This window comes from Kitasatospora sp. NPDC097605, from assembly GCF_040302725.1.
Taxonomy (GTDB): Bacteria; Actinomycetota; Actinomycetes; order Streptomycetales; family Streptomycetaceae; genus Kitasatospora.
On sequence record NZ_JBEOSF010000018.1, the window covers coordinates 26997 to 47723 of the forward strand.

Consider the following 20727-nt stretch of genomic DNA (forward strand, 5'->3'; position numbering starts at 1 on the left):
CGGCGCCCCGCCGGGTGCCCGCGGAATCCATCCGCGGCACCCGGCGGGGCGCGGCCGTCCCCGGCGTCCGCGCGGCGCGAAGTCACCGCCCGGGCACGCCCGTTGTGGCGGCGGTCTCAGATCAACCGCGACTCGGCGTGGTGGCGCGGGGCGTGCCGGGTGACGAGCGGGGCCGTCGGCCGGTGAGTGCGCTCACAAGGAATCCCTCGGCACGACGGGCGGTAGTGCTCGGGCTGATACCGGGGCGGGGGTGGTGACACCGCAGGTCAGCGGCCCCGGCGAGGGGCCTTCGAATCGACGGCGCACGGCATCGCTACGACGGGGCGTCGTAGCGGAGGGGTCTTGGCAGCGGGCAAACCCGTCTGGCAACAATTGGTCTCGTCGCCAGCCGCACCCGGTACCTGTCCCACCGGAGCGCGGCTCTTCACAACGACTGTCCGGCGTACGCCCCGCGACCGTTTCGGCCCCTGTCCGGCCACGGTCCGGGCGGGGCGAACGCCGGCCCAACCTGATTGAGGTCTTGTTCTTCATGCCCGCTTTCAAGCTTCGTATGCGTACCTCCGCCGCCGTTCTCGCCGGCGCCGCCGCTGTGACCGCCCTCGGTGCCGGCCTGGTGCCCGCCACCGCCTCCGCCGCGACGCCGCAGACCATCGCCGCGCAGATCGTGCCGGCGAACCAGCTCGCCTCGTTCAGCCAGATCATCGCCCACGAGTCCAGCTGGAACGTGACCGCGGTCAACCCGTCCTCGGGTGCGTACGGCCTGGCGCAGGCGCTGCCGGGTTCGAAGATGGCGACGCACGGCGCCGACTGGAAGACCAACCCCACCACCCAGATCCGCTGGGCGCTGGACTACATGAACGACCGCTACGGCAGCCCGAACAACGCCTGGGCGTTCTGGCAGACCCACCACTGGTACTGAGCCGACCAGGAGGCACAACCGCTTCCGGACCATCTGTCCCCCCTCACCCCGGGGTCGGACAGGGACCACCGGGGTGACCCACGGCCCGGCCGCGCGCAATCCGCGCGGCCGGGCCTTCGGGCGTTCCCGGGCCGGCCGGGCCAGGGGGCTCGGATATATTCGGGCCGAGACGAAGTCCCGCCCGGCCCCGACCGAGGAGCACCCGGTGCCCAAGTCCCCCCGCACCCCGGCGACCGCCACCACCCAGACCGTGGCGCAGGTCAACCAGACCGTGCTGCTGGAGGTGCTGCGCCGGCACGGCTCGCTGTCCCGGCAGCGGCTGGCCGCCGAGAGCGGGCTGTCGACGGCGACCGTGCACCGGCTGGTCGAGGTGCTGCGGACGGCCGGGCTGGTGGTGGTCGAGGCCGAGCGGGCGCCGTCCAGCGGCGGCCGGCCGCCGCAGCTCATCCGCTACAACGCCGGGGCGCAGACGGTGCTCGCGGTGGCGATGCGCCCGCGCCGGATCGTCGGGGTGGTCGCCGACCTGCACGGCACCGTGCTGCACGAGGCCGAGCACCACTGGGCGGCGGGCCTCGGGCCGGAGCGCGGGCGCGAGCCGTCCGCCGAGGACCTCACCGGACCGCTGCTGGCGCTGGTCGACGGGCTGCGGGCGTGGGCCGGACGGCACGCGGGCGCGCCGCGCGCGCTGGTGGTCGGGGTGCCCGGGGTGGTCCGGGACCGGACCGGGCTGGTGGAGTTCGCCCCCGCGCTGGACTGGCCCGGGCTGCGGCTGCGCACCCTGCTCCAGGAGCGGCTGGGCGTGCCGGTGGCGGTCGAGAGCAATGTGGACCTGGTCGCGCTGGCCGTCCAGCAGAGCGAGGAGGCCGCCGGGGTGGGCGACCTGGCCGCGGTGGTGGTCGGGATCGAGGTCGGCGCCGGCATCGTGCTGGGCGGCCGGCTGCACCGGGGCCGGCTGGGGTCGGCGGGCGCGCTGGGGCACCTGATGGGCGACCGCCGGGCGCTGGACCGCCCGCTGGGCCGCACCGGCGACACCCTGGCCCGGATCGGCGACCACGCCGTCGACCGGCGGATCGCCGAGGCCGGGCTGACCGTCTCGGGGACGTCCGCCGAGCGGGTCGCCGAACTGTACCGGCTGGCCCGCGAGGGCGTGCCGGCGGCGGTCCGGCTGGTGGACGAGTTCACCGACGACCTGGCCCTGCTGGTGGCCAATCTGACCAGCGTGCTCGGCCCCGAGCTGGTCGCGCTGGGCGGGCGGCTGCTCTGGGAGAGCGGCGGCGAGATGCTGCCCGCGATCGAGTCCCGGCTGCAGGGCCGGGTACCGGTGCTGCCGCGGCTGGTGGTGGTGCACTCGACCACCACCGAGCTGGTGGGCGCGGCCGCGGCCGCCGTCCGGCTGATCGACGGGGCCACCTTCATCACGCGCTGAGCGCCCGGAGCGCCCGGAGCGCCCGACCGTCCCGGCCCGACTATTTCTCAATGTGATAGAAACTCCTGGTGGCCATTCGACCAGAGGAGACCCGGATGTTCGCGGCCGCCTTCGCCATGGACCCGGTCCGGTTCCCCGACGTCTACGGCCCCGGGGCCCGCGCCCGGGTGCACGCCCGGGCCGCGCTCGTCGAGGACCCGGCCGCCCCCGGCGGGGTCTGGGGGCCTGAGCGGCTGGCCGCCGCGCCGGACGCCCTGCGCGAGGTCGAGGTGCTGTGCACCGGCTGGGGCGGACCCGTGCTCGACGCGGCGGCGCTGGCCCGGATGCCCCGGCTGGCCCTGGTGCTGTACGCGGCCGGGTCGGTGCGCCGGATCGTCACCGAGGAGTTCTGGGCGGCCGGTATCCCGATCGTCACCGCCGCCCACGCCAACGCCGTGCCGGTCGCCGAGTTCGCCGTCGCGCAGATCGTCTACGCGCTCAAGGACGGCTGGCGGCACGTGCTCGCCGCCCGCGCCGCCCGCGCACCCGTCCGGGTCGGCCGGGCCCCCGGCGCGTACGGCGCCACCGTCGGCGTGCTCTCGCTGGGCGCCACCGGGCGGCTGGTCTGCGAGCGGCTGCGCGGCTACGACCTGCGGGTGATCGCCCACGACCCGTACGCCGCCCCGCCGCCCGGGGTGCGGGCGGTCGGCATGGACGAACTCTTCGCCACCGCCGACGTGGTGAGCGTCCACACCCCGCTCGTCCCCGAGACCCGGGGCATCGTCGGCCGGCGCCTGCTCGCCTCGATGAAGCCCGGCGCGACCCTCCTGAACACCGCGCGCGGCGCCGTCCTCGACGAGCCGGCCCTGCTCGACGTGCTCGCCGAACGGCCCGACCTGTTCGCGGTGCTGGACGTCACCGACCCCGAACCGCCGCTGCCCGGCTCGCCGTTGTTCACCCTGCCGAACGTCGTGGTCACCCCGCACCTGGCCGGCAGCCAGGCCCTGGAGCGGCGGCGCCTCGGCGACCTGGTGACCGGCGAGTTCGAGCGCTGGACCCGGGGCGAACCGCTCCGCTGGGCCCTGGATCGCCGCGCCTACGAACGGATGGCCTGACGTGACCGACCGACCGCCGGACGTGCTGGTCGTCCTGACCGACCAGCAGACCGCCGACGCGATGGGCGCCGCCGGGAACCCCTCCCTCGCCACCCCGCACATGGACGCGCTTGCCGCCACCGGCACCCGCTACCGGCAGGCGTACTGCGCCCAGCCGCTCTGCGCGCCCTCCCGGGCCAGCCTGCTCACCGGGCAACTGCCCAGCGCCCTCGGCGTCACCGGCAACGAGGCCCCCGACCCGGCCCCCGAACCCCTGCTGGGCCGGGTGTTCGCCGAGGCCGGGTACGACTGCGCCTACGGCGGCAAGTGGCACCTGCCCGAACTCGACCTGCCCCAGGGCCGCGGCTTCCGCCGCATCCACCCGGCCGGGGACGACGCCGGACTCGCCCGCGCCGCCGCCGCCTTCCTCCACCGCCCGCGCCCGCGGCCGTTCCTGCTGGTGCTCTCCTTCCTGGAGCCGCACGGCATCTGCGAGTGGGCGCGCGGCCAGCAGCCGAAGACCGGCCCGCTGCCCGCACCGCCGCCCGTCGCGTCGTGTCCGCCGCTGCCCGCCAACTTCCCGCCCGCGCCGTACGAGGCCCGGCTCCCCCGGCTCGCGCAGCGGGCCTGGGCGCACACCCACCCCACCGCCGAGTGGCGCGAGGACGACTGGCGGCGCTACCGGCAGGCGTACTACGCGCTGGTCGAACGGGTGGACGCGCACCTCGGCACCGTGCTGGCCGGGCTGCGCGAGCACCGGCGCCGGACCGGCCGGGAGACCGTCGTGGTGTTCACCTCCGACCACGGCGACGGCGCCGGCGCGCACGGGTGGAACCAGAAGTGGGCGCTGTTCGAGGAGTCGGTGCGGGTCCCGTTCCTGGTCAGCGGGCCCGGCAGCACGCCCGGCACGGTCAGCGACCGGCTGGTGTCCACCGGCCCGGACCTGCTCCCGACCCTCTGCGACCTCGCCGGGATCCCCGCCCCGCCCGGCCTGCGCGGGCGCAGCGTGCGCGCGCCGGAGCCGCGCGGGACCGTGGTGGCGGAGACCCGCTGGGAGCTGCCCGGGCTCGACAACGCCCTCGGCCGGATGATCCGCGACGAGCGGCACAAGTACGTCTGCTACGCCTGGGGGGACCACCGCGAGCAGCTCTTCGACCTCGCCGCGGATCCGGGCGAGATGGTCAACCTCGCGGTGGACGCCCGGCATTCGGTGCTGCTCGACCGGTTCCGCGCGCTGCTCGCCGAGCACTGCGCCCGTTCCGGCGACCCGTTCGCGCGCTTCCTGCCGGCCACCCAGAAGAGCTGATGGTGCGTCAGTCGGATTCGGTCGCCAGGCCGAGCAGTTCACGGGTGCGGCGGTACTTGGCGGCCAGGCGCTCGGCGGTGGCCGGGTCCAGGCTCGCCAGCCGGGCCGGGTCGGCGTTGTGCGCGAGGTCGGCCTGCTTGACGACGAGGGCGCCGGGGGTGGCCAGGATGCGCGCGGTGTACTCCTCCAGCGGCTCGCCGGGCCGCTTGGTGAGCGCGTCCACGATGGCCTTGGTGGCGTCGCTGAGCGCGGCGCCGGCCAGCCACTCACGGGTCAGCGCGTCGTCCTCGACGGCGTCGTGCAGCCAGCCGGCCGCGATCTGCTCCTCGCTGCCGCCGCGCGCCGCCACGCCGTGGGCGACCGCCGCCAGGTGCTCGGTGTAGGGGTGGCCGTTCTTGTCGGTCTGCCCCGCGTGCGCGTTCCGGGCGATCCGCTCGACCTCGGCCAGGCTCAGGTTCTCCACCCCGCCATCCTAGGCACCGGCTCCCCCGGCCCGCGCGGGGGCCTGCCCTCGGCAGCCGTTCGCACACCTGATTGACTTCCGGCGTTCCGTCCGAGCCCCCGCACCGACGAGCGCGCCGAGGAAGCCATGCCGAGCCTGCACCCGCTGCTGTCCGGTTTCGCCCCGGTCTGGGCGCTGACCGGCATCGGCTATCTGCTCGGCCGCGGCGGGCTGCTCGGCGAGCACGCCGAGCAGGTGCTGAACCGGTTCGTCTTCCACGCGGCCATGCCCGCCGCGCTGTTCCTGCTGATCGGCCGCACTCCGCTGGACCGGTTCGCCAACGCCTCGATGCTCGCGTTCACCGCGAGCACGGTGGTGGCGGGCGGGCTCGGACTGCTCGCCGCGCACCGGCTGTTCGGGCGCGGCCTGCCGGAGCGGACGCTCGGCGGCATGGCGGCCGGGTACGTCAACTCGGCCAATCTGGGCATCCCGGTGGCCACCCAGGTGCTCGGCGACGCCTCCTTCGTCGGCCCGGTGGTGCTGTTCCAGATCCTGCTGGTCACCCCGGCGGTGCTGACCGTGCTGGACTCCGGGCGCGCCGGCCTGCGGGCGGCACTCACGCTGCCGCTGCGCAACCCGATCCTGCTGGCGGTGGGGCTGGGCACCGTGGTGTCGGCGACCGGGTGGCGGCTGCCCGCCGAGCTGCACCGTTCCTGCGAACTGCTCGGCGGCGCGGCCGTGCCGACCGCCCTGGTCGCCCTCGGTCTCTCGCTCCGCCACCCGCCCGCCGTCAGCGGTGCCTCCCGCTACCTGGAGGTCGGGACGGCGGTCGCGCTGAAGACCGTCGTCCAGCCGCTGGCGGCCTGGGCGGTCGGCGCGCTGGTGCTCGACCTGCCGCCGCACCAGCTGCTCACCGTGGTGCTGTTCTCGGCGCTGCCGACGGCGCAGAACGTGTTCACCTACGCCCGGGAGTACGACCACGGCGCCGCCTTCGCCCGGGACACGGTGCTGGCCTCGACGCTGGTGTCGATGGCCACCCTCTCCCTGGTCGGCTGGGCCCTCGGCTGACGGCGGAGGACGACGTCCGGCCCGCCGCCGGGGAGGCGGCGGGCCGGACGGGCGGCGGGATCAGCCCTCGTAGCGCAGGCCGTGCCCGAAGCGGAACAGCGGGTCGGCGGTGTCGAACGGCACGTCCGAGCGGCTCGCCTCGACGGCCGCCATCGAGGAGGGCAGGTCGAACGGCAGCGAGCCCTGCGGCCGCTCCTCGCCGAACAGCACCTTCACGAACGCGCTCTCCGCCGCGCCGAAGTTGACCGTCAGCGAGGCGGCGCACCCGGCGAGCCCGGTCAGGATCGCCGGCCGGTCCAGGTAGACGTCGATGACCGTCGGCACCGCGTCGCAGATCCGCCGCACGCGCTCGGTCTCCTCCGCCGGGAAGTCCAGCGAGCCCGCGCGGAAGAAGGACTCCAGGGAGCCGGCCTCCCCGCGCGGCTCGAACGGCGCCACCAGCCGCAGCACCGCCACGTCCGCCTCCTCCGGCGTCGCGACGAGCGTCGCGCGCTCGCCCAGCGCCTCGGCCGACAGGCCCTCCGCGTAGACCTTGAGGCCGCCCGGGGCGAGCGGCAGCCGGGCCGGGCCCCCGGCGGCGTTGGTCAGCAGGACGGACGCGGCCGCCTGCGCCGCCAGGCCCTCGGCACGCGCCTCGGCGGCGCCCACCAGCGCGTCGGCGGCGGCCTCGTCCAGGTACGGGCGGTCGAACAGGCCGAGCCGGAACTTCTCGCGCAGCAGCCGGCGCGCCGAGTCGTCGACGCGCTGCTCGGTCACCTTCCCGCCCCTGACCAGGTCCACCAGCACCTGCGGGCGGAACTCGCCGCCGAACTGGTCCACCCCGGCCGCCAGCGACTTGAGCATGCGCTCCTCGTAGCTGAGCTCCTCCACGCCCCAGCACTTGTCGGCGAGGATGGCCCAGTCGGTGCAGACGATGCCGTCGTAGCCGAGCCGCCGGCGCAGCAGGTCGGTGATGATCCCCTTGTTGAAGCCGAAGCCGACCTCCTCGTGCCCGGTGCCGACCGGCATGCCGTAGTAGGGCATCATCTGGGCCACGCCGGCGTCGATGACGGCCTTGAACGGCTTGAGGTGGTAGTCGAAGTTGTCGCCCGGGTAGACCTGCTCGCGCCCGTAGGGGAAGTGCGGGTCCTCGCCGTTCAGCTGCGGGCCGCCGCCCGGGAAGTGCTTGGCCATCGCCGAGACCGACTCCGCCCCGACCTCCTCGCCCTGGAGCCCGCGCACATAGGCGACGGCCAGCTCGGAGGTGAGGTCGGCGTCCTCGCCGAAGGTGGTGCTGATGCGCGCCCAGCGCGGCTCGGTGGCGAGGTCGATCTGCGGGTGCAGCGCGACCCGGATGCCGACGGCCAGGTACTCGCGGCGCACCGTGTCCGCCCAGCGGCGCACCAGCTCGGGCGAGCCGACGGCGGCGAAGCCGAGCGGCTCGGGCCACTGCGAGAACGGGCCGGCCATCAGCGCGGTGGCGGGGTTGTCGGTGAAGGAGTGGCGCGGGTCGCTGGAGATGGTGACCGGGATGCCCAGCGGCCGCTCCAGGACGGTCCGCTGGAGGTGGTTGTGCCAGGCGGCGAGGTCCCGCGCGCTGCTCGTCCAGAGGATGTTGAAGTGGTTGATGCGCCGCTCCAGGAAGGTCGCCATGGACGGCATGCCGAACAGGCCGGGCTCGTCGAGGGCGGCCGTGTTGCCCAGCGGGTGGAACATCAGGCCGGCCTTGTCCTCCAGCGGCAGCCGGCTCAGCAGGTCCTCGACGCGCTGGTCGACGGTCAGCGTCGGGTCCTGGTAGGGGAAGCGGGCGTCGGTGCTCATGGCGGGGCCTTTCTCGGTGGTGCAGGGGGAATCGGGGGGTCTCGGGGCGGGCGCGGTCAGGCCGCGCTTCTGATCCTGGCCACCAGAAGCGCTCCGGCCAGGCAGAACACGGCGGCGAGTCCGAACCAGAGGGAGTAGCCGGCGCCGCCGAGCAGGGCGTTGCCGACGGGGATGACGACCACGCCGGCCAGGAACGGCGAGAGCGAACTCGGCAGGGTGTTGGCGATGTTGAGCACGCCGAGGTCCTTGGCCGTGTCGTCCCGGCTGGGCAGCAGGCTGATGGCGAGCGCGTTGTCGACGGCGAAGAACAGGCCGGCGCCGATGCCCAGGACCGCTTCCAGGACCAGCAGGGTCCCCAGGCCGGCGTCGCCCAGGAACGGGGTGACGGTCACCCCGGCGAGCACGGCCGCCATCAGCAGGCCGCCACCCATCACGAACGGCTTGCGGCGCCCGACGCGGTCGGACAGCACGCCGCCGACGACGCTGGCGACGACCAGGGTGGCCACGTTCAGGCCGTTGGCCAGGGCGTTGAAGCGCAGCTGCTCGTCGGTGTCGTCCATGCCGAACTCCGCGGCCAGGAACAGGGTCAGATAGCCGGCCAGGGCGCCGTAGCCGAGCATGATGAGGAACTTGCTCAGCCAGGCCCAGCCGAAGTCCGGGTGCTTGCGCGGGTCGAAGACGAAGGAGAGCAGGAGGCTGCGCAGGTTCAGCGGTTCGTCCGGCGCGGCCGTGCGGACCCGGTCGGGCAGCCGGGCGGCGAACCAGAAGCCGAGGACGACGGCGACGGCGGCCGGCACGGCGAACCGCAGGAGGTCGCCCGGCAGCACGGAGAGCAGGACCGCGCCGACCATGATGCCGATCGGGGTGACCGCGCCGACGATGCCGGACACGCTGCCGCGCCGTTCCTCGGGCACGTGGTCGGCGACGGTCGCGCCGGCGGCGGCGAAGGCGACGTTGCCGGCGCCCTGGGCGGCGCACCAGGCGATCAGCAGGACCGGAACGTTGGGGGCGAGGGCGCAGGCGACCAGCGCCGCCGCCATCACCGCGACGCCGCCGATCAGGAACGGCCGGCGCATCCCGAAGCGGGAGGTGCAGCGGTCGGAGAGGCGGCCGGCGAGGGGCTGGCCGACCAGCGCGAACAGGGCGCCGGTCCCCGTCACCAGCCCGAGCTGGGCGGGGGCGTCGTCCAGGCCGACCAGATCCTGGATCTTGACCGACAGACCGCCCATGGTGGGGGCGAGCACGGCCAGGTACATGCCGAACTGGCCGAGAGCCAGTCTTCGCACGAAACCGTGCGGTGCCTGCGGCGCGGGGGCCGCCGCAGGCAGGGGTGGGGATTCGAGCATGGGGGAGCTCCTTGGAGACCAGCCACAACGACGGGGCGGACCGGCCGCGGTTGCGGGAGGCGCGGCGTGGGGCCAATTGCTACACAGGTGTAGCTTTCTGTCAAGCAACCCTGATACCGTCCCCCCATGACCTCCTCAGGAGCCGGGGCCACGGCGACCGGCGGCTACGCCAAGGGCCGCGCCCGCCGGGCCGCGATCATCCAGACCGCCGCCGAGCACTTCGCCCAACGCGGTTTCCGGGCCGTGACGATCCTCGACCTCGCCGCCGCCTGCGACATCTCCCGGGCCGGCCTGCTGCGCTACTTCCCCGACAAGGACGCGCTGCTCCTGGCCGTGCTGGAGGACCGCGACCGCCTCGACCGGGAGCGCTTCCAGCCGTACACCCGGCTCGGCGGCGGCCTCGGCGTGCTGCGCGGGATGGTGGACCTGGCCGGGCACAACGAACTCGTCCCCGGGCTCATCGAACTGTTCGTCCGGCTCTCCGGCGAGGCCTCCGACCCGGAGCACCCCGCCCACGCCTACTTCGCCGACCGCTACGAGCGCATCCGGCGCGGCACCGCCCACGCCCTGCGCGCGGCCCGCGAGGCCGGGCACCTGCGCGACGACGTGGATCCGGAGGAGGCCGCCGTGCGGCTCACCGCGCTGATGGACGGGCTCCAGGCACAGTGGCTCTTCGACCGCTCCGTGGACATGGCCCGCCATGTGCGGGCGGCCTTGCTCGCGCTGCTCACCGAGCCTGGCGCGGCCGCCTTCGACGCGCTCACGCCGGCCGCCGGCTGACGGCGGGGGCGGCGGGGCGGCGGCCCGGACGTCCCGTCAGCCGCCCCCGGAGCGCCCCCCAGCCGGCCGACCGCCCGTCGGGCGCGTGGTCCCGGTCCTGCCCGGCGGGCCGCTGCTGCGGTGCGGCGCGCTTCTCCGCCGCGCTCCGGCGGCGGCCGTCAGGCGTCCTGCCCCGGCACGGGGTCCGGTCCGGCGCCGGGGGCGGGGGCGGGGGCCGTCGCGGGTGCGCCGGCCTCCCCCTCCCGGCGGGCGCGGGCGAGGTCGGCGCGGCTGCGGGTCAGCTCGGCGACGGCGCCGATGATCCTGGACGCGCTGATCCCGACCGAGGTCGCCGGGCCGGCCACCGCGCTGATCGTCGCGGCCGTGCCGAGGTCCATCCCGGCGCTCTGCGCCTCCGGGGGCCCGGCGGAGCTGCCTTCCGGCTGCACCGGTCGCCGGGCGGTCGACACCAGCAGTACCGGCAGCACCGCCACGGACGTCGCCACGAAGACGATGACCGCGCGGCGCACCCAGCCCCCCCTCGACTCCCCCGTGCCCGCGGCCCAGTGGCTCCGGGCGCCCGCCCGCCTCAGCGTTCCCGGACGGCGATCAGCTCCCGGCCGCGCAGGGTGTACAGCACGCCGTCCTCGTCGGCCGCCAGCCGGGCGCCGCTGTACCACTCGGCGTCCACCTGGACGAGCACGGTGGCGGCCAGCGTCACCGGATCCAGCCGGAACAGCGTCCTCTCGCTGATGCCGTAGAGCCGGCCGCGGGCCACCAGCAGGCGGGGGTTGGCCGAGGTGATCGCCCGCAGGTCGGCCCTGGTGCCGATCTCCGGGGCGCGGCCCCGCCGGGCGGTGCGCAGGTCGGCGGCGAAGGCCTGCCCGTTCACCGTGATCCCGAACAGCCGGTGCCCGTGCACCGCCAGGCTGCTGACGCCCGAGCCGAAGTCGGTGGCGGTGCGCCAGAGTTCACGCCCGGCCACCGGGTCCCAGGCGGCCAGGTCGCCGCGCGGGCCGGTGGCCCTGGCGTTGTCGCCGCCGAGGAACGCCTGGCCGTGCCCGGCCGCCACCGCGCGCACCAGCTGCTCCGGCCCGAGCGGGTCGACGTGCACGGTGGGCCGCCCGCTGCCGGGCCGGTAGGTGACGAACGAGCCGCCCCCGGTGGTGTCGGCCTGCACGCCGAGCAGCAGCAGGCGGTGCTCCTCGTCCCAGCGGACGGTCTGCGGGCGGTTCTGGTCCTGCGGCAGCTTCGCCTCCTGGACCGGTACCTCGTCGACGCCCGGCCGGTACCGCCAGATGCCCTGCGAGGAGTAGACGCCCAGGTAGAGGGTGCCGTCGTCGAGGACCACGGTGTCCTTGGCCTCGCCGGGCACCGGGAGCTTGCGCACCGTTCCGGCGCCGAGGTCGTGCAGGGCGACCGAGCCGTTGCCGCCGACGTACACCCGGCCGTACCGGGCCGCCACCGACATCCCGAGCTGGGCCTCGGCGGGCGCGCCGGCGGCCACCAGGTCGGTGGTGGTGACGGCGCCGGTCGCGGTGGAGAGGGTCCAGGCGGTCCCGCCCTCGGTGACGCCGGCCAGGGTGTCGCCGATCCGGCCGAGCCCCCAGGAGTTGCCGTCCGGGACGGGCACCGCGAAGGCCTCCGGAGCCTCCGCGCCGAGCCGGTAGCGCCAGACCGTGCCGTGCTCGGTGGAGGTGAACCAGACGGTGTCGCCCAGGCGTTGGAAGTTGGTGACGCTCTTGGTGCCGGGCACCGGGAACGAGCGCAGCACCGCATGGGTGGCCGGGTCCAGCAGGGCGACATGTGCGGGCCTGCCCTCGGTGGAGACGGCGAGCAGGTCCTCGCCGAGGGCGGTGATCTGGCGCACGATGGTGTCGGCCGCCAGCTCGGGCGGGGTGATGTCGGTGACCTCGCCGGTGGCCCGCTCGACCGCGAACAGCGAGGCCAGGGTGGCCCCGCCGCCGCCCGCCAGGTTGCTGCCGACGCCGAGGTAGGCGTGGGTGGCGGTGGCCTCGACGGCCCGGCCCTGGGTGGCGCCGGGCGCGGGCGAGGCCACCTCGGCGAGCACGCCGGTCGCCGGGTCGTAGGCGTACAGGCCGGGGCCGGCCGCCCGGCCCTTCTGCCGGCCGGTGGCGAACACCACGCCGTCGGGGGCGACCGCGACGTCCCGGACGTCCGCGCCGGGCACGTTGGCCAGACCGCGCACGCCGCCGTCGGCCGGGTCGAAGCGGTAGAGGTTGACGGCCTTCGGCGCGTCCGTCACCCCGAGGTACAGCGCGCCCTCGTGGGCGGCCGAACCCTGGACGAAGTTGCCGGTCGGCAGGACGGCGGTGGCGGTGACCCGGCCGGTCGGCAGGTGGTGGCCGACCACCTTGGCCGGGGCCAGGTTGCGCGAGCCGATCCACAGCGTCTCGCCGATCAGGGTGGCGCTCATCAGCGGGAAGTCGGCGTTGCCCGGGCCGAGTCCGGTCACCTCGGGGGTGCCGGAGGGGCGGCGCGGCGCGGCCGCGGCGGCCCCGCTTCCCAGGCCGGCCAGGCCGGTCAGGGCGGCGGTCAAGGAGCCCGCACCGAGCAGGAGTCGGCGGCGGGACGGGCGGGCGGTCGGCGTCATGGTGGTCCTCGAAGGGTTCAGTGCTGCCCGGCGGCGGCCAGCAGCTCGCGGGTGTACGGGTGCTCGGGCGCGCTGAACAGCCGCTCGGCGGGGGCCTGTTCGACCACCCGGCCGTGCCGCATCACCAGCACCTCGTCGCAGAGGTGGCGGACCAGCGCGAGGTCGTGCGAGATGAACACCAGGCCGATGCCGGTGCGGCGGCGCAGGTCGAGCAGCAGGTTGAGGATCTGCGCCTGCACGGAGACGTCCAGCGCGGAGGTCGGCTCGTCGGCCACCAGCACCTCCGGGCCGACGGCGAGCGCCCGGGCGATCGCCACCCGCTGGCGCTGTCCGCCGGACAGCCGGTGCGGCAGGGCGTCCAGCGACTCGGCCGGGAGACCGACGAGTCCGATCAACTCCTCGATGCGTCCGAGCGACAGCCCATGGGCGAGCAGGGGCTCGGCGAGCGCCTCGCGGACGGTCATCCGGGGGCTGAGCGAGGCGTACGGGTCCTGGAAGACGAACTGGACCCGGCGGCGCAGCGCGCGCTCCTCGGCGGCACCGACCCGCTCCCAGGACCGGCCGCCGACCCGGACGGTGCCGGACTGCGGGCGCAGCAGCCCGAGCAGGGCGCGGGCCAGCGTGGACTTGCCGGAACCGGACTCGCCGATCACCCCGACCGCCCGCCCCGGCCCGGCGGTCAGGCCGACGCCGTCGAGCGCGGGCGCGCCCCGGCGCCCGTAGCGGACGGTGAGGTCCTCGGCGACCAGCACCGGCTCGGCGGTGCCCCGCGGCGCGGCGGGTTCCTCGGCGGCCGCCGGGGCCGGCGGCTCCTCCCCCGCCGGCACCGGCAGGTGGCAGGCGAATCCGTGCTCCCCCCTCGCCGAGGGCTCCGTCACCCACCCGGGCGCCTCCCGCTCGCACCGCTCCGTCGCGGCGGCGCAGCGCGGCGCGAACGCGCAGCCCGGCAGCGGCTCCCCGGCGGCGGGCGGGCGGCCGCCGATCACGGCGAGCGGCAGCCCGCGCGGGCCGTCCAGCCGGGGCACGGCGGCCAGCAGCCCGGCCGTGTACCGGTGCCGCGGATGCTCCGACAGCCGCTTCACCGGGGCGCGTTCGGCGATCCGGCCGGCGTACATGACCTGGACGGTGTCGCAGGTCCGGGCGACCACGCCGAGGTCGTGGGTGATCAGCAGCACGGCGGTGCCGGTCTCGTCGCGCAGCCGCACCAGCAGGTCGAGGATGCCGGCCTGGGTGGTGGGGTCGAGGGCGGTGGTGGGCTCGTCGGCGATCAGCAGGTCGGGCCGGTTGGCCATCGCCATGGCGATCAGCACGCGCTGGCGCATGCCGCCGGAGAACTCGTGCGGGCGGTCGCGGTAGCGGCGGGCCGGCTCGGGGATGCCGACCAGGTCGAGGAGTTCGAGCGCGCGGGCGCGGGCCTCGGCCCGGCTCGCGCCGTGCACCAGGGCGGCCTCGGCGAGTTGGCGGCCGATCGGCGTCCGGGGGTTGAGGTACGCGAGCGGGTCCTGGAAGACCATCCCGATCCGCCGGCCCCGGACGGCGCGCACGGCGGGTTCGGGGAGGGCGAGCAGGTCGGTGCCGTCCAGCCGGACGCTGCCGGCGGTGGTGCGGCAGCCGGGCGGGAGCATCCGGTCGACGGCGAGCGCGGTGAGCGTCTTGCCGGATCCGGACTCGCCGACCAGGCCGAGGATCTCGCCGGGGCGGAGGGTGAAGTCCACGCCGTGGACCACCTCGTGGAGCCCGGCGGTGACCCGCAGTCCGGCCACCTCCAGCAGCGGCGGCACGGTCGCCAGGGCCGTCGGGGCGTGGGTCGTCGGCACGGTCACCGCAGCTTCTCCCGGTTGAACGAGTCGGCGAGCAGGGTCAGGCCGAAGACCAGCAGGCCCAGCAGCAGCACCGGCGCGAGGGCGTAACCCGGGTGCAGGAAGAGGTACTTGCTGCCGGTGTTGATCATTGTGCCGAGCGAGGGGGTGGGCGGCTGGATGCCGAAGCCGAGCACGCTCAGGCCGCCCTCGATCTTGGCGGCGTGCGCCATCGCCACGGCCAGGAGCGCGGTGGCGGCGTCGGTGACGTTGGGCAGCACGTACCGGCGCAGGGTGCGGGCGCGTGGCACGCCGAGCACCCGGGCGGCCACCACGTGGTCGCGGGCGAGCTGGGCGAGCAGCGCGGCGCGGGCCTGCCGGCCGAACGCGGGCAGCGCGCTGAGCACGACGGTGACGACGACGCTGCCGAGGCCGGGGCGCACGATCAGCGCGATGGCCAGGCCCAGCAGCAGCCCGTGGAAGCCGAGCAGCAGGTCGAACAGGCGCTGGACGGCCTCGCCGAGCAGCCGGTTCAGCCCGCCGAGCAGCCCGAGCAGGGTGCCGAGCACGGCGGCGGCGGGGACGGCCAGCAGGCAGACCAGCAGCTCGATCCGGATCCCGTACAGCGCGCGGGCCAGCAGGTCGCGGCCGACCTCGTCGGTGCCGAGCGGATGGGACCAGGACGGCCCGGCCAGCGCCTCGCGGCCCTGCTGGTAGGGGTCGGCGGGGAGCAGCAGCGGGCCGAGCAGCCCGAGCAGCACCACCAGGGCGACCAGGACCGCCCCGGTCCGGCCGCGCCGGCCGCGCAGCACGGCGGGCAGGGCCGCCCGGCCGGCGCGGCGCCGGCTCCCGGGGACGGCGGCGGTGGTGCTCAGGGGTCCGGTGCTCAGCGGGTCGGTGCTCATCGGCCCTCCCCGGCGCCGGCGCGGGCGATCCTCGGGTCCAGCCGGCCGACCAGCAGCTCGGAGCCGAGCTGCACGGTGACGGCCACCGCGACCGCGAGCATGATCAGGGTCTGGGCGACGGGGTAGTCCCGCTGGTTGATCGCGTCGAGCAGCAGCTGTCCGAGGCCGTGCCGGGCGAACAGCTGCTCGGCCACGACGGCCCCGCCGAGCAGCTCGCCCAGGTTGAGCCCGAACTCGACGCAGAACGGCGCCAGGCTGTTGGGCAGCACGTGCCGCAGCAGGATCCGCCGGGGCGGGGCGCCCTTGGCGATCGCGGTGAGCACGAACTCCTCCTGGCGGGTACGCCGCAGCTCGGTGGCGAGCAGCCGGGCGAGCACCACCGAGCCGGGCAGGGCGAGCGCCACGGCGGGCAGCGCCAGGTACTGCACGGCCAGGTCGGGCGCGGTGAACAGGTCCCGCTCGCCGCCGGCCGGCAGCACGCGCAGCAGCACGGCGAAGACGAAGACGAACAGCACCGCCGTGACGTACACCGGCAGGGCGAGCACGGCGGTGGTGAGCGGGTCCAGCGCCCGGGCCAGCCGGCCGCGCCGCTCGGCGGCCAGCGCCGCGCCCAGCAGCAGGCCGAGCACCAGCATCAGCAGGCCTGCGGCGAGGGCGAGTTGGAGGGTGGAGCCGAGGCTCTGGCCGATCATCCGGGTGACCGGCTCGCGGTAGTGGAAGGAGAGACCGGGGTCGCCGCCGAGCAGCCCGCGCAGCCAGCCGAGGTACTGGACGGGCAGCGGCCGGTCCACCCCGAGCTGGCGGCCGAGGTGGTCGCGCTGCTCCTGGTCGGCCTCGGCGCCGAGCGCGGCGGAGACCGGGTCGCCGGGGGCCAGGCGGAGCAGCAGGAAGACGGCGACCGAGGCGAGCCAGAGGGTGGCCAGGGCTCCGGCGGCCTTTCTGGTCCAGTACGGCACGGGGGTTCTCCGGGGGTGGGCGGGTCGGCGGGGCGGCCGGCGGGCGGGCGGCTCAGGCGTCCCGGCGGGTGTCGGTCAGCTTCAGGTAGCCGAGCGCGCTGGTGGACACGTCCCGCACCGAGGAGGCGAAGGCGTAGGTCTCCCAGGCGTGCGCCAGGGTGATGTGGAAGGACTGCGCGAGCAGGTACTCGGACAGCTCGTGGTTGACGTCGGCCCGGGCCTGCTCGTCGGCGGCCGCGAAGGCACGCGCCTGGAGCTCGGCGTAGGCCGGGTCGGTGACGTGCGAGGTGTTCCGGCCGACCTGCAGCGGCCCGGAGACGGTGATCCCGCTGAGCGGCGAGACGCTGACCATGCCGTGGTTGGCCACGAACAGGCCCTCCAGCGTGCCCTGCTGGATCTTCGGCTGGAGGGCGGCGTTGTCCAGCAGCTGCACGTCGACGCCGAACCCGGCCTGCTCCAGGTCGTACTTCACCAGCTCGACCAGCGAGCTGAAGACCGGCGAGTTGGCGGCGGTGAGCGGCACCCGGGCGCCCTCCGCGCCGGCCTCGCGCAGCAGCCCGCGCGCCTTCTCCGGGTCGTGCCGGTAGCGGGTGACCTGGTCCGGGGTGACGCCGGGGGTGTGGGACGGCCAGGGCAGGCTGCTCGCCTCGGCGTGGCCGCCGTAGACCTGGGCGACGATCCGCTCGCGGTCCACCGCGTACTGCAGCGCCTGGCGGACCCGCAGGTCGTCGAAGGGCTTGGAGGCGACGTTCACGCCGAGGAACGCCTGCTGGTAGGAGGCCTTGGCGGACTGCACGGTGAAGCCGGGGTTGCCGGCCAGCACCTTGAGGTCGCGCCCGGGGACGGCGCCGATCAGGTGCCCCTGCCCGGACTGCAGGGCGGAGAGCGCGGCCTGGCTGCTGGTCACCGAGCGGACGGTGATCCGCTCGAAGCGCGGGCGCCCGCTCTGCCAGTACCGCTCGTGGCGCGCCAGGTCGAGCTGGTTGCCGCCCTTGAAGGACTGCCAGCTGAACGGGCCGGTGCCGTTGACGGTCTCGCTCGCCCGCCCCTCGACGTAGGTGCGCGCGTCCACCACCGGGTTGAAGGCGAGGGCGTCGAACAGGTTGCTGGTGGGTTTGGCGAGGGTGAGGGTGACCTCGTTGCGGGCGCTGGCCCTGATGTCGGCCAGGCGTTCCAGCAGCGGTTTGACCTGGGAGGTCTTGGCGGCGCCGGCCAGTGAGAAGACCACGTCGTCCGCTTCGAGCGCGCGCCCGTCGTGGAAGGTGACGTCCTCGCGCAGCTTGAGCACCAGCTTCAGCCGGTCGGCGCTCCACTCCCAGGAGGTGGCCAGCCAGGGCACCGGCCGGAGGGTCGCCGGGTCGAGGTCGACCAGCCGGTCCAGCACGAGGTTGACGAACGCCGGGGTGTCCGGGCCGCGGTGGAGCAGCTGGGTCGGGTCGGGCGCGCTGCCGTAGACGATCTGCAGGTCGGGCGCGGACGCCGCGGCGCCGCCGCCGGGGGCGGCGCCCGCGTCCGGGTCGGTGGCCGAGCGGCAGCCCGCCGCCAGCAGGGCCGCTCCGGCGCTCAGGCCGAGGAAGCCTCGTCGGGGCAGGCCGGGGTGACGGGCCGCTTCGCTCATGGTGCTGCTACCTCTTGGTGGTCGGGGACGGGAACGGCCGGGTCAGAGCTGGGTGACGACGACGCTGTCGCTGTAGAGCACCACGTCGGGGCCGCCGGTCGGGTACGGGATGCCCTTGGCGGGGTTCCAGTTGGCGCGGTAGATCCCGGTCTTGAAGTAGGGGGCCTGGTTCTGGTGGTAGTTGTTGAGCCCGCTGTGCGCGCCGACCTGGACGCCGTCGCGGTACACGGTGATCGAGCCGGGCGTGCTGCCGGTGGACCAGGTGATGTCGAACGCCCACTGGTTCCAGTGCCCGAACTGCACGGTGCCGAGCGGGATCACCGCCTCGGCGACGGTCGTCGGGCCGGTCAGCCAGTGCACCTTGAGGCGCCAGTTGCCGTCCTTGACGGTGAGCGCGATCGGCGGCTTGGTGTCGCTGCCGTCGGAGAGCGGGTAGCCGTGCCACTGGGCGACAATGGTCTCGGTGGAGGTCTGCACCCAGTCGGCGGGCAGGTAGTCGGCGAGGGCGAAGCGGTAGCCGCCCCAGCCGAGGGCGTTCACGGCCACCTCGGAGCGGTAGGACACGCCGTCGTTGGGGACGCTGAACCGGGCGGCGAGACCCGAGCCGCCGGCGGGGGCGCCGGTGACGGTGATCGAGCCGTTGCCGTCGACGCGCTGACGGGTCCAGTTGGCGACGGTGCCGGACTCGAAGTCGTCGGCGAAGACGGTTCCGCTCGTGGTGGTGCTCGCGCTCGTGGTGGTGCTCGTGGCCGCGCTCGCCGTGGTGCTCGCGACGGCCGCCGGGGCGGCGAGGGTGCCGGTCAGCAGGGCGGCGGCCAGCGCGACGCCGGCGGCGCGGCGCGCGGAGGTGGGGACGGACATGGTGGTGCTCCTACGGGTTCGCTGGAACGGTGGGCGGTGGGCGGTGGGCGGTGACCTGGGCGGCCGGCCGACGACGGGTGCCTGGCGTCAGCCGGCCCGTCGACAGGAGTCCGCCGGTCCGCCGCCTCCCGCGCGGCCCACCCAGGTCGGACTCGACCAGGCCCACTGGTCGTTCAGCTGCCGGACCCGCACGTGGTAGAAGTCGCCGTCCCCGCCCCCGTCTCCGCCCGGCCGTTCGTCGACCAGGTCGAGCTCGGCGGAGAGCTCCCGCCCGGGCACCGCCCGGTCGAAGCGATAGGCGCCGGAGACGAAGCCGCCGAGGAAGCCGGTGCGCGGCCCCTGCCGCAACTCGCCGACCCGGTAGGAGGCTTCGACCCCGTTGACGACCGCCGTCAGCCTGGTCCGGTCGTCGCCGGCGACGGCCAGCGAAAAGCCCTGGGTGGCGTCGGTCACGGTGTTCGGATTGCCCTCGGTCACGGTCCGCAGCCGCAGCTCGCCCGGGCCGGTGCGCCACCAGTCGGACGGCCGGTAGGTGGCGAGCTCGGCCGCGGCCGGCGCCACCGTCTCGGAACCGCGCAACCGGGGCTGCACATCGCGCAGTTCACCGCCCTCGACGCGCAGCGTGACGTCCCAGCGCACGGCCGTGTCGCGCCGCCCCCAGCCGACGGCGAAGCCGAGCGTGCCGTCGAAGCCCCGCTCCTCGCCCGCGGCGGCGAGGAGTTCGGGCCGGGAGAGCCGGTGGATCGGCGCGCCGTTGCGGACCACCTCGACGTGGTCGAGGGCGTCCCGGCCGTGCACGGTGACCCGGATCCGGCGGCGGTCGGCGGACGGCGCCTCGCCGCCCATCGGCACGCCGTTGACCGAGGTCGCGAGCAGGATGCGGTCACCGGTGAGCGCGTAGGTGCGGCGCGCCCGGACCGCGTCCCAGATCGCCGTCCGGGTCAACTCCGGTGCCCAGACGGCGAGCCGGCCGTGTCCGTGGCTGCCGGGGAAGGCGCTGTGGTGGTCGGTGGAGCCGATCAGCCCGAACCGGTGGCCGAGCCAGAGCCCGTGCACGGCGGTGCCGGTGGTGTCGCGCGGCCCCATGGTGTGCAGGTAGTCGCGCGGCGCCTCGTCGGACTCGGCGCAGCCGTGCATCGACATCATCTCCACCACCGGGGCGAACTCCTCGGTGTAAGCGGCCCAGTTGATGCCGCGTCGCCCGGTGCCGTACCCGATGTGGTGCGGGAGCGCCCAGGTGCGCACGCCCTCGGCGGCCAGCGCGCGCAGCCGGGCGCGCAGTCCCTCCAGGTCGGCGGCGCGGATGATCTCGCCGCGCGGGCCGTCGAAGTACACGCAGTGGTCGCCGTACGCGAGGCTGTGCCACTCGAAGGACTGGAAGGTGACGAAGCGGCCGTCCTGGTGGGCGGCGGCGGTGACCTCCTGGACGTGCTCCCAGCGGTCGGCGAGCCGGGCGAAGCCCTCGGTGTGGTAGTCGACCAGGCCGGCCAGCTCCGGGGTGCGCTCGGGCAGATCGTGCCACCAGCCGTGGCCGGTGACGCTGGCGAAGTCGAGCTGGAGGCGGGCGTTGGCGTAGGCGTCCTCGATCGGGCCGTGGCCGTAGCTGATCCCGCAGTGGTTGTGGAGGTCGCCGACGTAGAGGCCGAGACCGCCGTAGCCGGGTGCGTCGGTGGTGGGGGCTGTCATCGGATCGGGCTTCCTCTGTTTGATCGACTCTGAGAAGAAGTCTTTCCCGATCTTCAGAGGAGGGTCAAGGGCGGGCCGGTCGGCGTTGCCCGATCGCCACAGGAGGAAACATGCGATTCACAGAATCACGCCATGTGACAGGCCGCTTG

At 75.2% G+C, this 20727-nt stretch carries 17 protein-coding genes; 6 read left to right on the forward strand and 11 right to left on the reverse strand.

Annotated features, from left to right (window positions below; all coding sequences use genetic code 11):
• The first annotated feature begins 550 nt into the window (after positions 1-550).
• The 4 genes from ABTX81_RS21045 to ABTX81_RS21060 all read left to right on the forward strand — a co-directional run bounded on the left by ABTX81_RS21045 (position 551) and on the right by ABTX81_RS21060 (position 4724).
• The gene (locus ABTX81_RS21045; RefSeq protein WP_350547892.1) at positions 551-919 is read left to right on the forward strand and encodes an aggregation-promoting factor C-terminal-like domain-containing protein; all 369 of its coding nucleotides are present in this window, start codon (positions 551-553) and stop codon (positions 917-919) included.
• A 205-nt stretch (positions 920-1124) separates the two neighbouring features.
• Complete coding sequence (locus ABTX81_RS21050; protein WP_350547894.1) at positions 1125-2345, forward strand: ROK family transcriptional regulator; 1221 nt, start codon at positions 1125-1127, stop codon at positions 2343-2345.
• Positions 2346-2413: 68 nt separating this feature from the next.
• Positions 2414-3439 carry a hydroxyacid dehydrogenase gene (locus ABTX81_RS21055; RefSeq protein ID WP_350547896.1) on the forward strand — a complete coding sequence of 342 codons (1026 nt, stop codon included), beginning with the start codon at positions 2414-2416 and terminating at the stop codon, positions 3437-3439.
• 1 nt (position 3440) lies between these two features.
• Positions 3441-4724, forward strand: coding sequence for a sulfatase family protein (locus tag ABTX81_RS21060; protein WP_350547898.1), 1284 nt, complete (start codon positions 3441-3443; stop codon positions 4722-4724).
• 7 nt (positions 4725-4731) lie between these two features.
• Here the strand turns inward: ABTX81_RS21060 and ABTX81_RS21065 are convergent, their stop codons facing one another.
• Positions 4732-5187: an HD domain-containing protein gene (locus tag ABTX81_RS21065; protein WP_350547900.1), complete on the reverse strand. Its 456-nt coding sequence runs from the start codon at positions 5185-5187 to the stop codon at positions 4732-4734.
• A gap of 126 nt (positions 5188-5313) precedes the next feature.
• Between ABTX81_RS21065 and ABTX81_RS21070 the strand changes: the two genes are divergently transcribed.
• Positions 5314-6234 carry an AEC family transporter gene (locus ABTX81_RS21070; protein WP_350547902.1) on the forward strand — a complete coding sequence of 307 codons (921 nt, stop codon included), beginning with the start codon at positions 5314-5316 and terminating at the stop codon, positions 6232-6234.
• 60 nt (positions 6235-6294) lie between these two features.
• Here the strand turns inward: ABTX81_RS21070 and ABTX81_RS21075 are convergent, their stop codons facing one another.
• Together ABTX81_RS21075 and ABTX81_RS21080 are read right to left on the reverse strand one after the other, a co-directional pair.
• Positions 6295-8034, reverse strand: a complete 1740-nt coding sequence (locus ABTX81_RS21075; RefSeq protein WP_350547903.1) for a glycoside hydrolase family 3 protein — start codon at positions 8032-8034, stop codon at positions 6295-6297.
• A 56-nt stretch (positions 8035-8090) separates the two neighbouring features.
• Positions 8091-9380, reverse strand: coding sequence for an MFS transporter (locus tag ABTX81_RS21080; protein WP_350547905.1), 1290 nt, complete (start codon positions 9378-9380; stop codon positions 8091-8093).
• 126 nt (positions 9381-9506) lie between these two features.
• Between ABTX81_RS21080 and ABTX81_RS21085 the strand changes: the two genes are divergently transcribed.
• Positions 9507-10160, forward strand: coding sequence for a TetR/AcrR family transcriptional regulator (locus tag ABTX81_RS21085; RefSeq protein WP_350547907.1), 654 nt, complete (start codon positions 9507-9509; stop codon positions 10158-10160).
• Between the two features lie 158 nt (positions 10161-10318).
• On the opposite strand, the gene ABTX81_RS21090 is transcribed toward ABTX81_RS21085, so the two are convergent.
• From ABTX81_RS21090 to ABTX81_RS21125, 8 genes are all read right to left on the reverse strand, one after another.
• Positions 10319-10669, reverse strand: a complete 351-nt coding sequence (locus ABTX81_RS21090; RefSeq protein ID WP_350547909.1) for a hypothetical protein — start codon at positions 10667-10669, stop codon at positions 10319-10321.
• A gap of 59 nt (positions 10670-10728) precedes the next feature.
• A complete protein-coding gene (locus tag ABTX81_RS21095; RefSeq protein ID WP_350547911.1) occupies positions 10729-12753 on the reverse strand; it encodes an NHL repeat-containing protein in 2025 nt (674 codons plus the stop codon).
• 17 nt (positions 12754-12770) lie between these two features.
• Positions 12771-14576 carry a dipeptide ABC transporter ATP-binding protein gene (locus tag ABTX81_RS21100; RefSeq protein WP_350547913.1) on the reverse strand — a complete coding sequence of 602 codons (1806 nt, stop codon included), beginning with the start codon at positions 14574-14576 and terminating at the stop codon, positions 12771-12773.
• Positions 14573-15457, reverse strand: a complete 885-nt coding sequence (locus tag ABTX81_RS21105) for an ABC transporter permease (protein WP_350547915.1) — start codon at positions 15455-15457, stop codon at positions 14573-14575. Before ABTX81_RS21105 ends, ABTX81_RS21100 begins: the two co-directional genes overlap by 4 nt.
• Complete coding sequence (locus ABTX81_RS21110; RefSeq protein WP_350547916.1) at positions 15454-16413, reverse strand: ABC transporter permease; 960 nt, start codon at positions 16411-16413, stop codon at positions 15454-15456. Before ABTX81_RS21110 ends, ABTX81_RS21105 begins: the two co-directional genes overlap by 4 nt.
• 52 nt (positions 16414-16465) lie before the next feature.
• Positions 16466-18031 carry an ABC transporter substrate-binding protein gene (locus ABTX81_RS21115; RefSeq protein ID WP_350547918.1) on the reverse strand — a complete coding sequence of 522 codons (1566 nt, stop codon included), beginning with the start codon at positions 18029-18031 and terminating at the stop codon, positions 16466-16468.
• 42 nt (positions 18032-18073) lie between these two features.
• Positions 18074-18892, reverse strand: coding sequence for a polysaccharide lyase family 20 protein (locus ABTX81_RS21120; RefSeq protein ID WP_350547920.1), 819 nt, complete (start codon positions 18890-18892; stop codon positions 18074-18076).
• 87 nt (positions 18893-18979) lie between these two features.
• Positions 18980-20578 (reverse strand): DUF3604 domain-containing protein, encoded by a 1599-nt coding sequence (locus ABTX81_RS21125; RefSeq protein ID WP_350547922.1) that lies wholly within the window; start codon positions 20576-20578, stop codon positions 18980-18982.
• Positions 20579-20727: the final 149 nt, after the last annotated feature.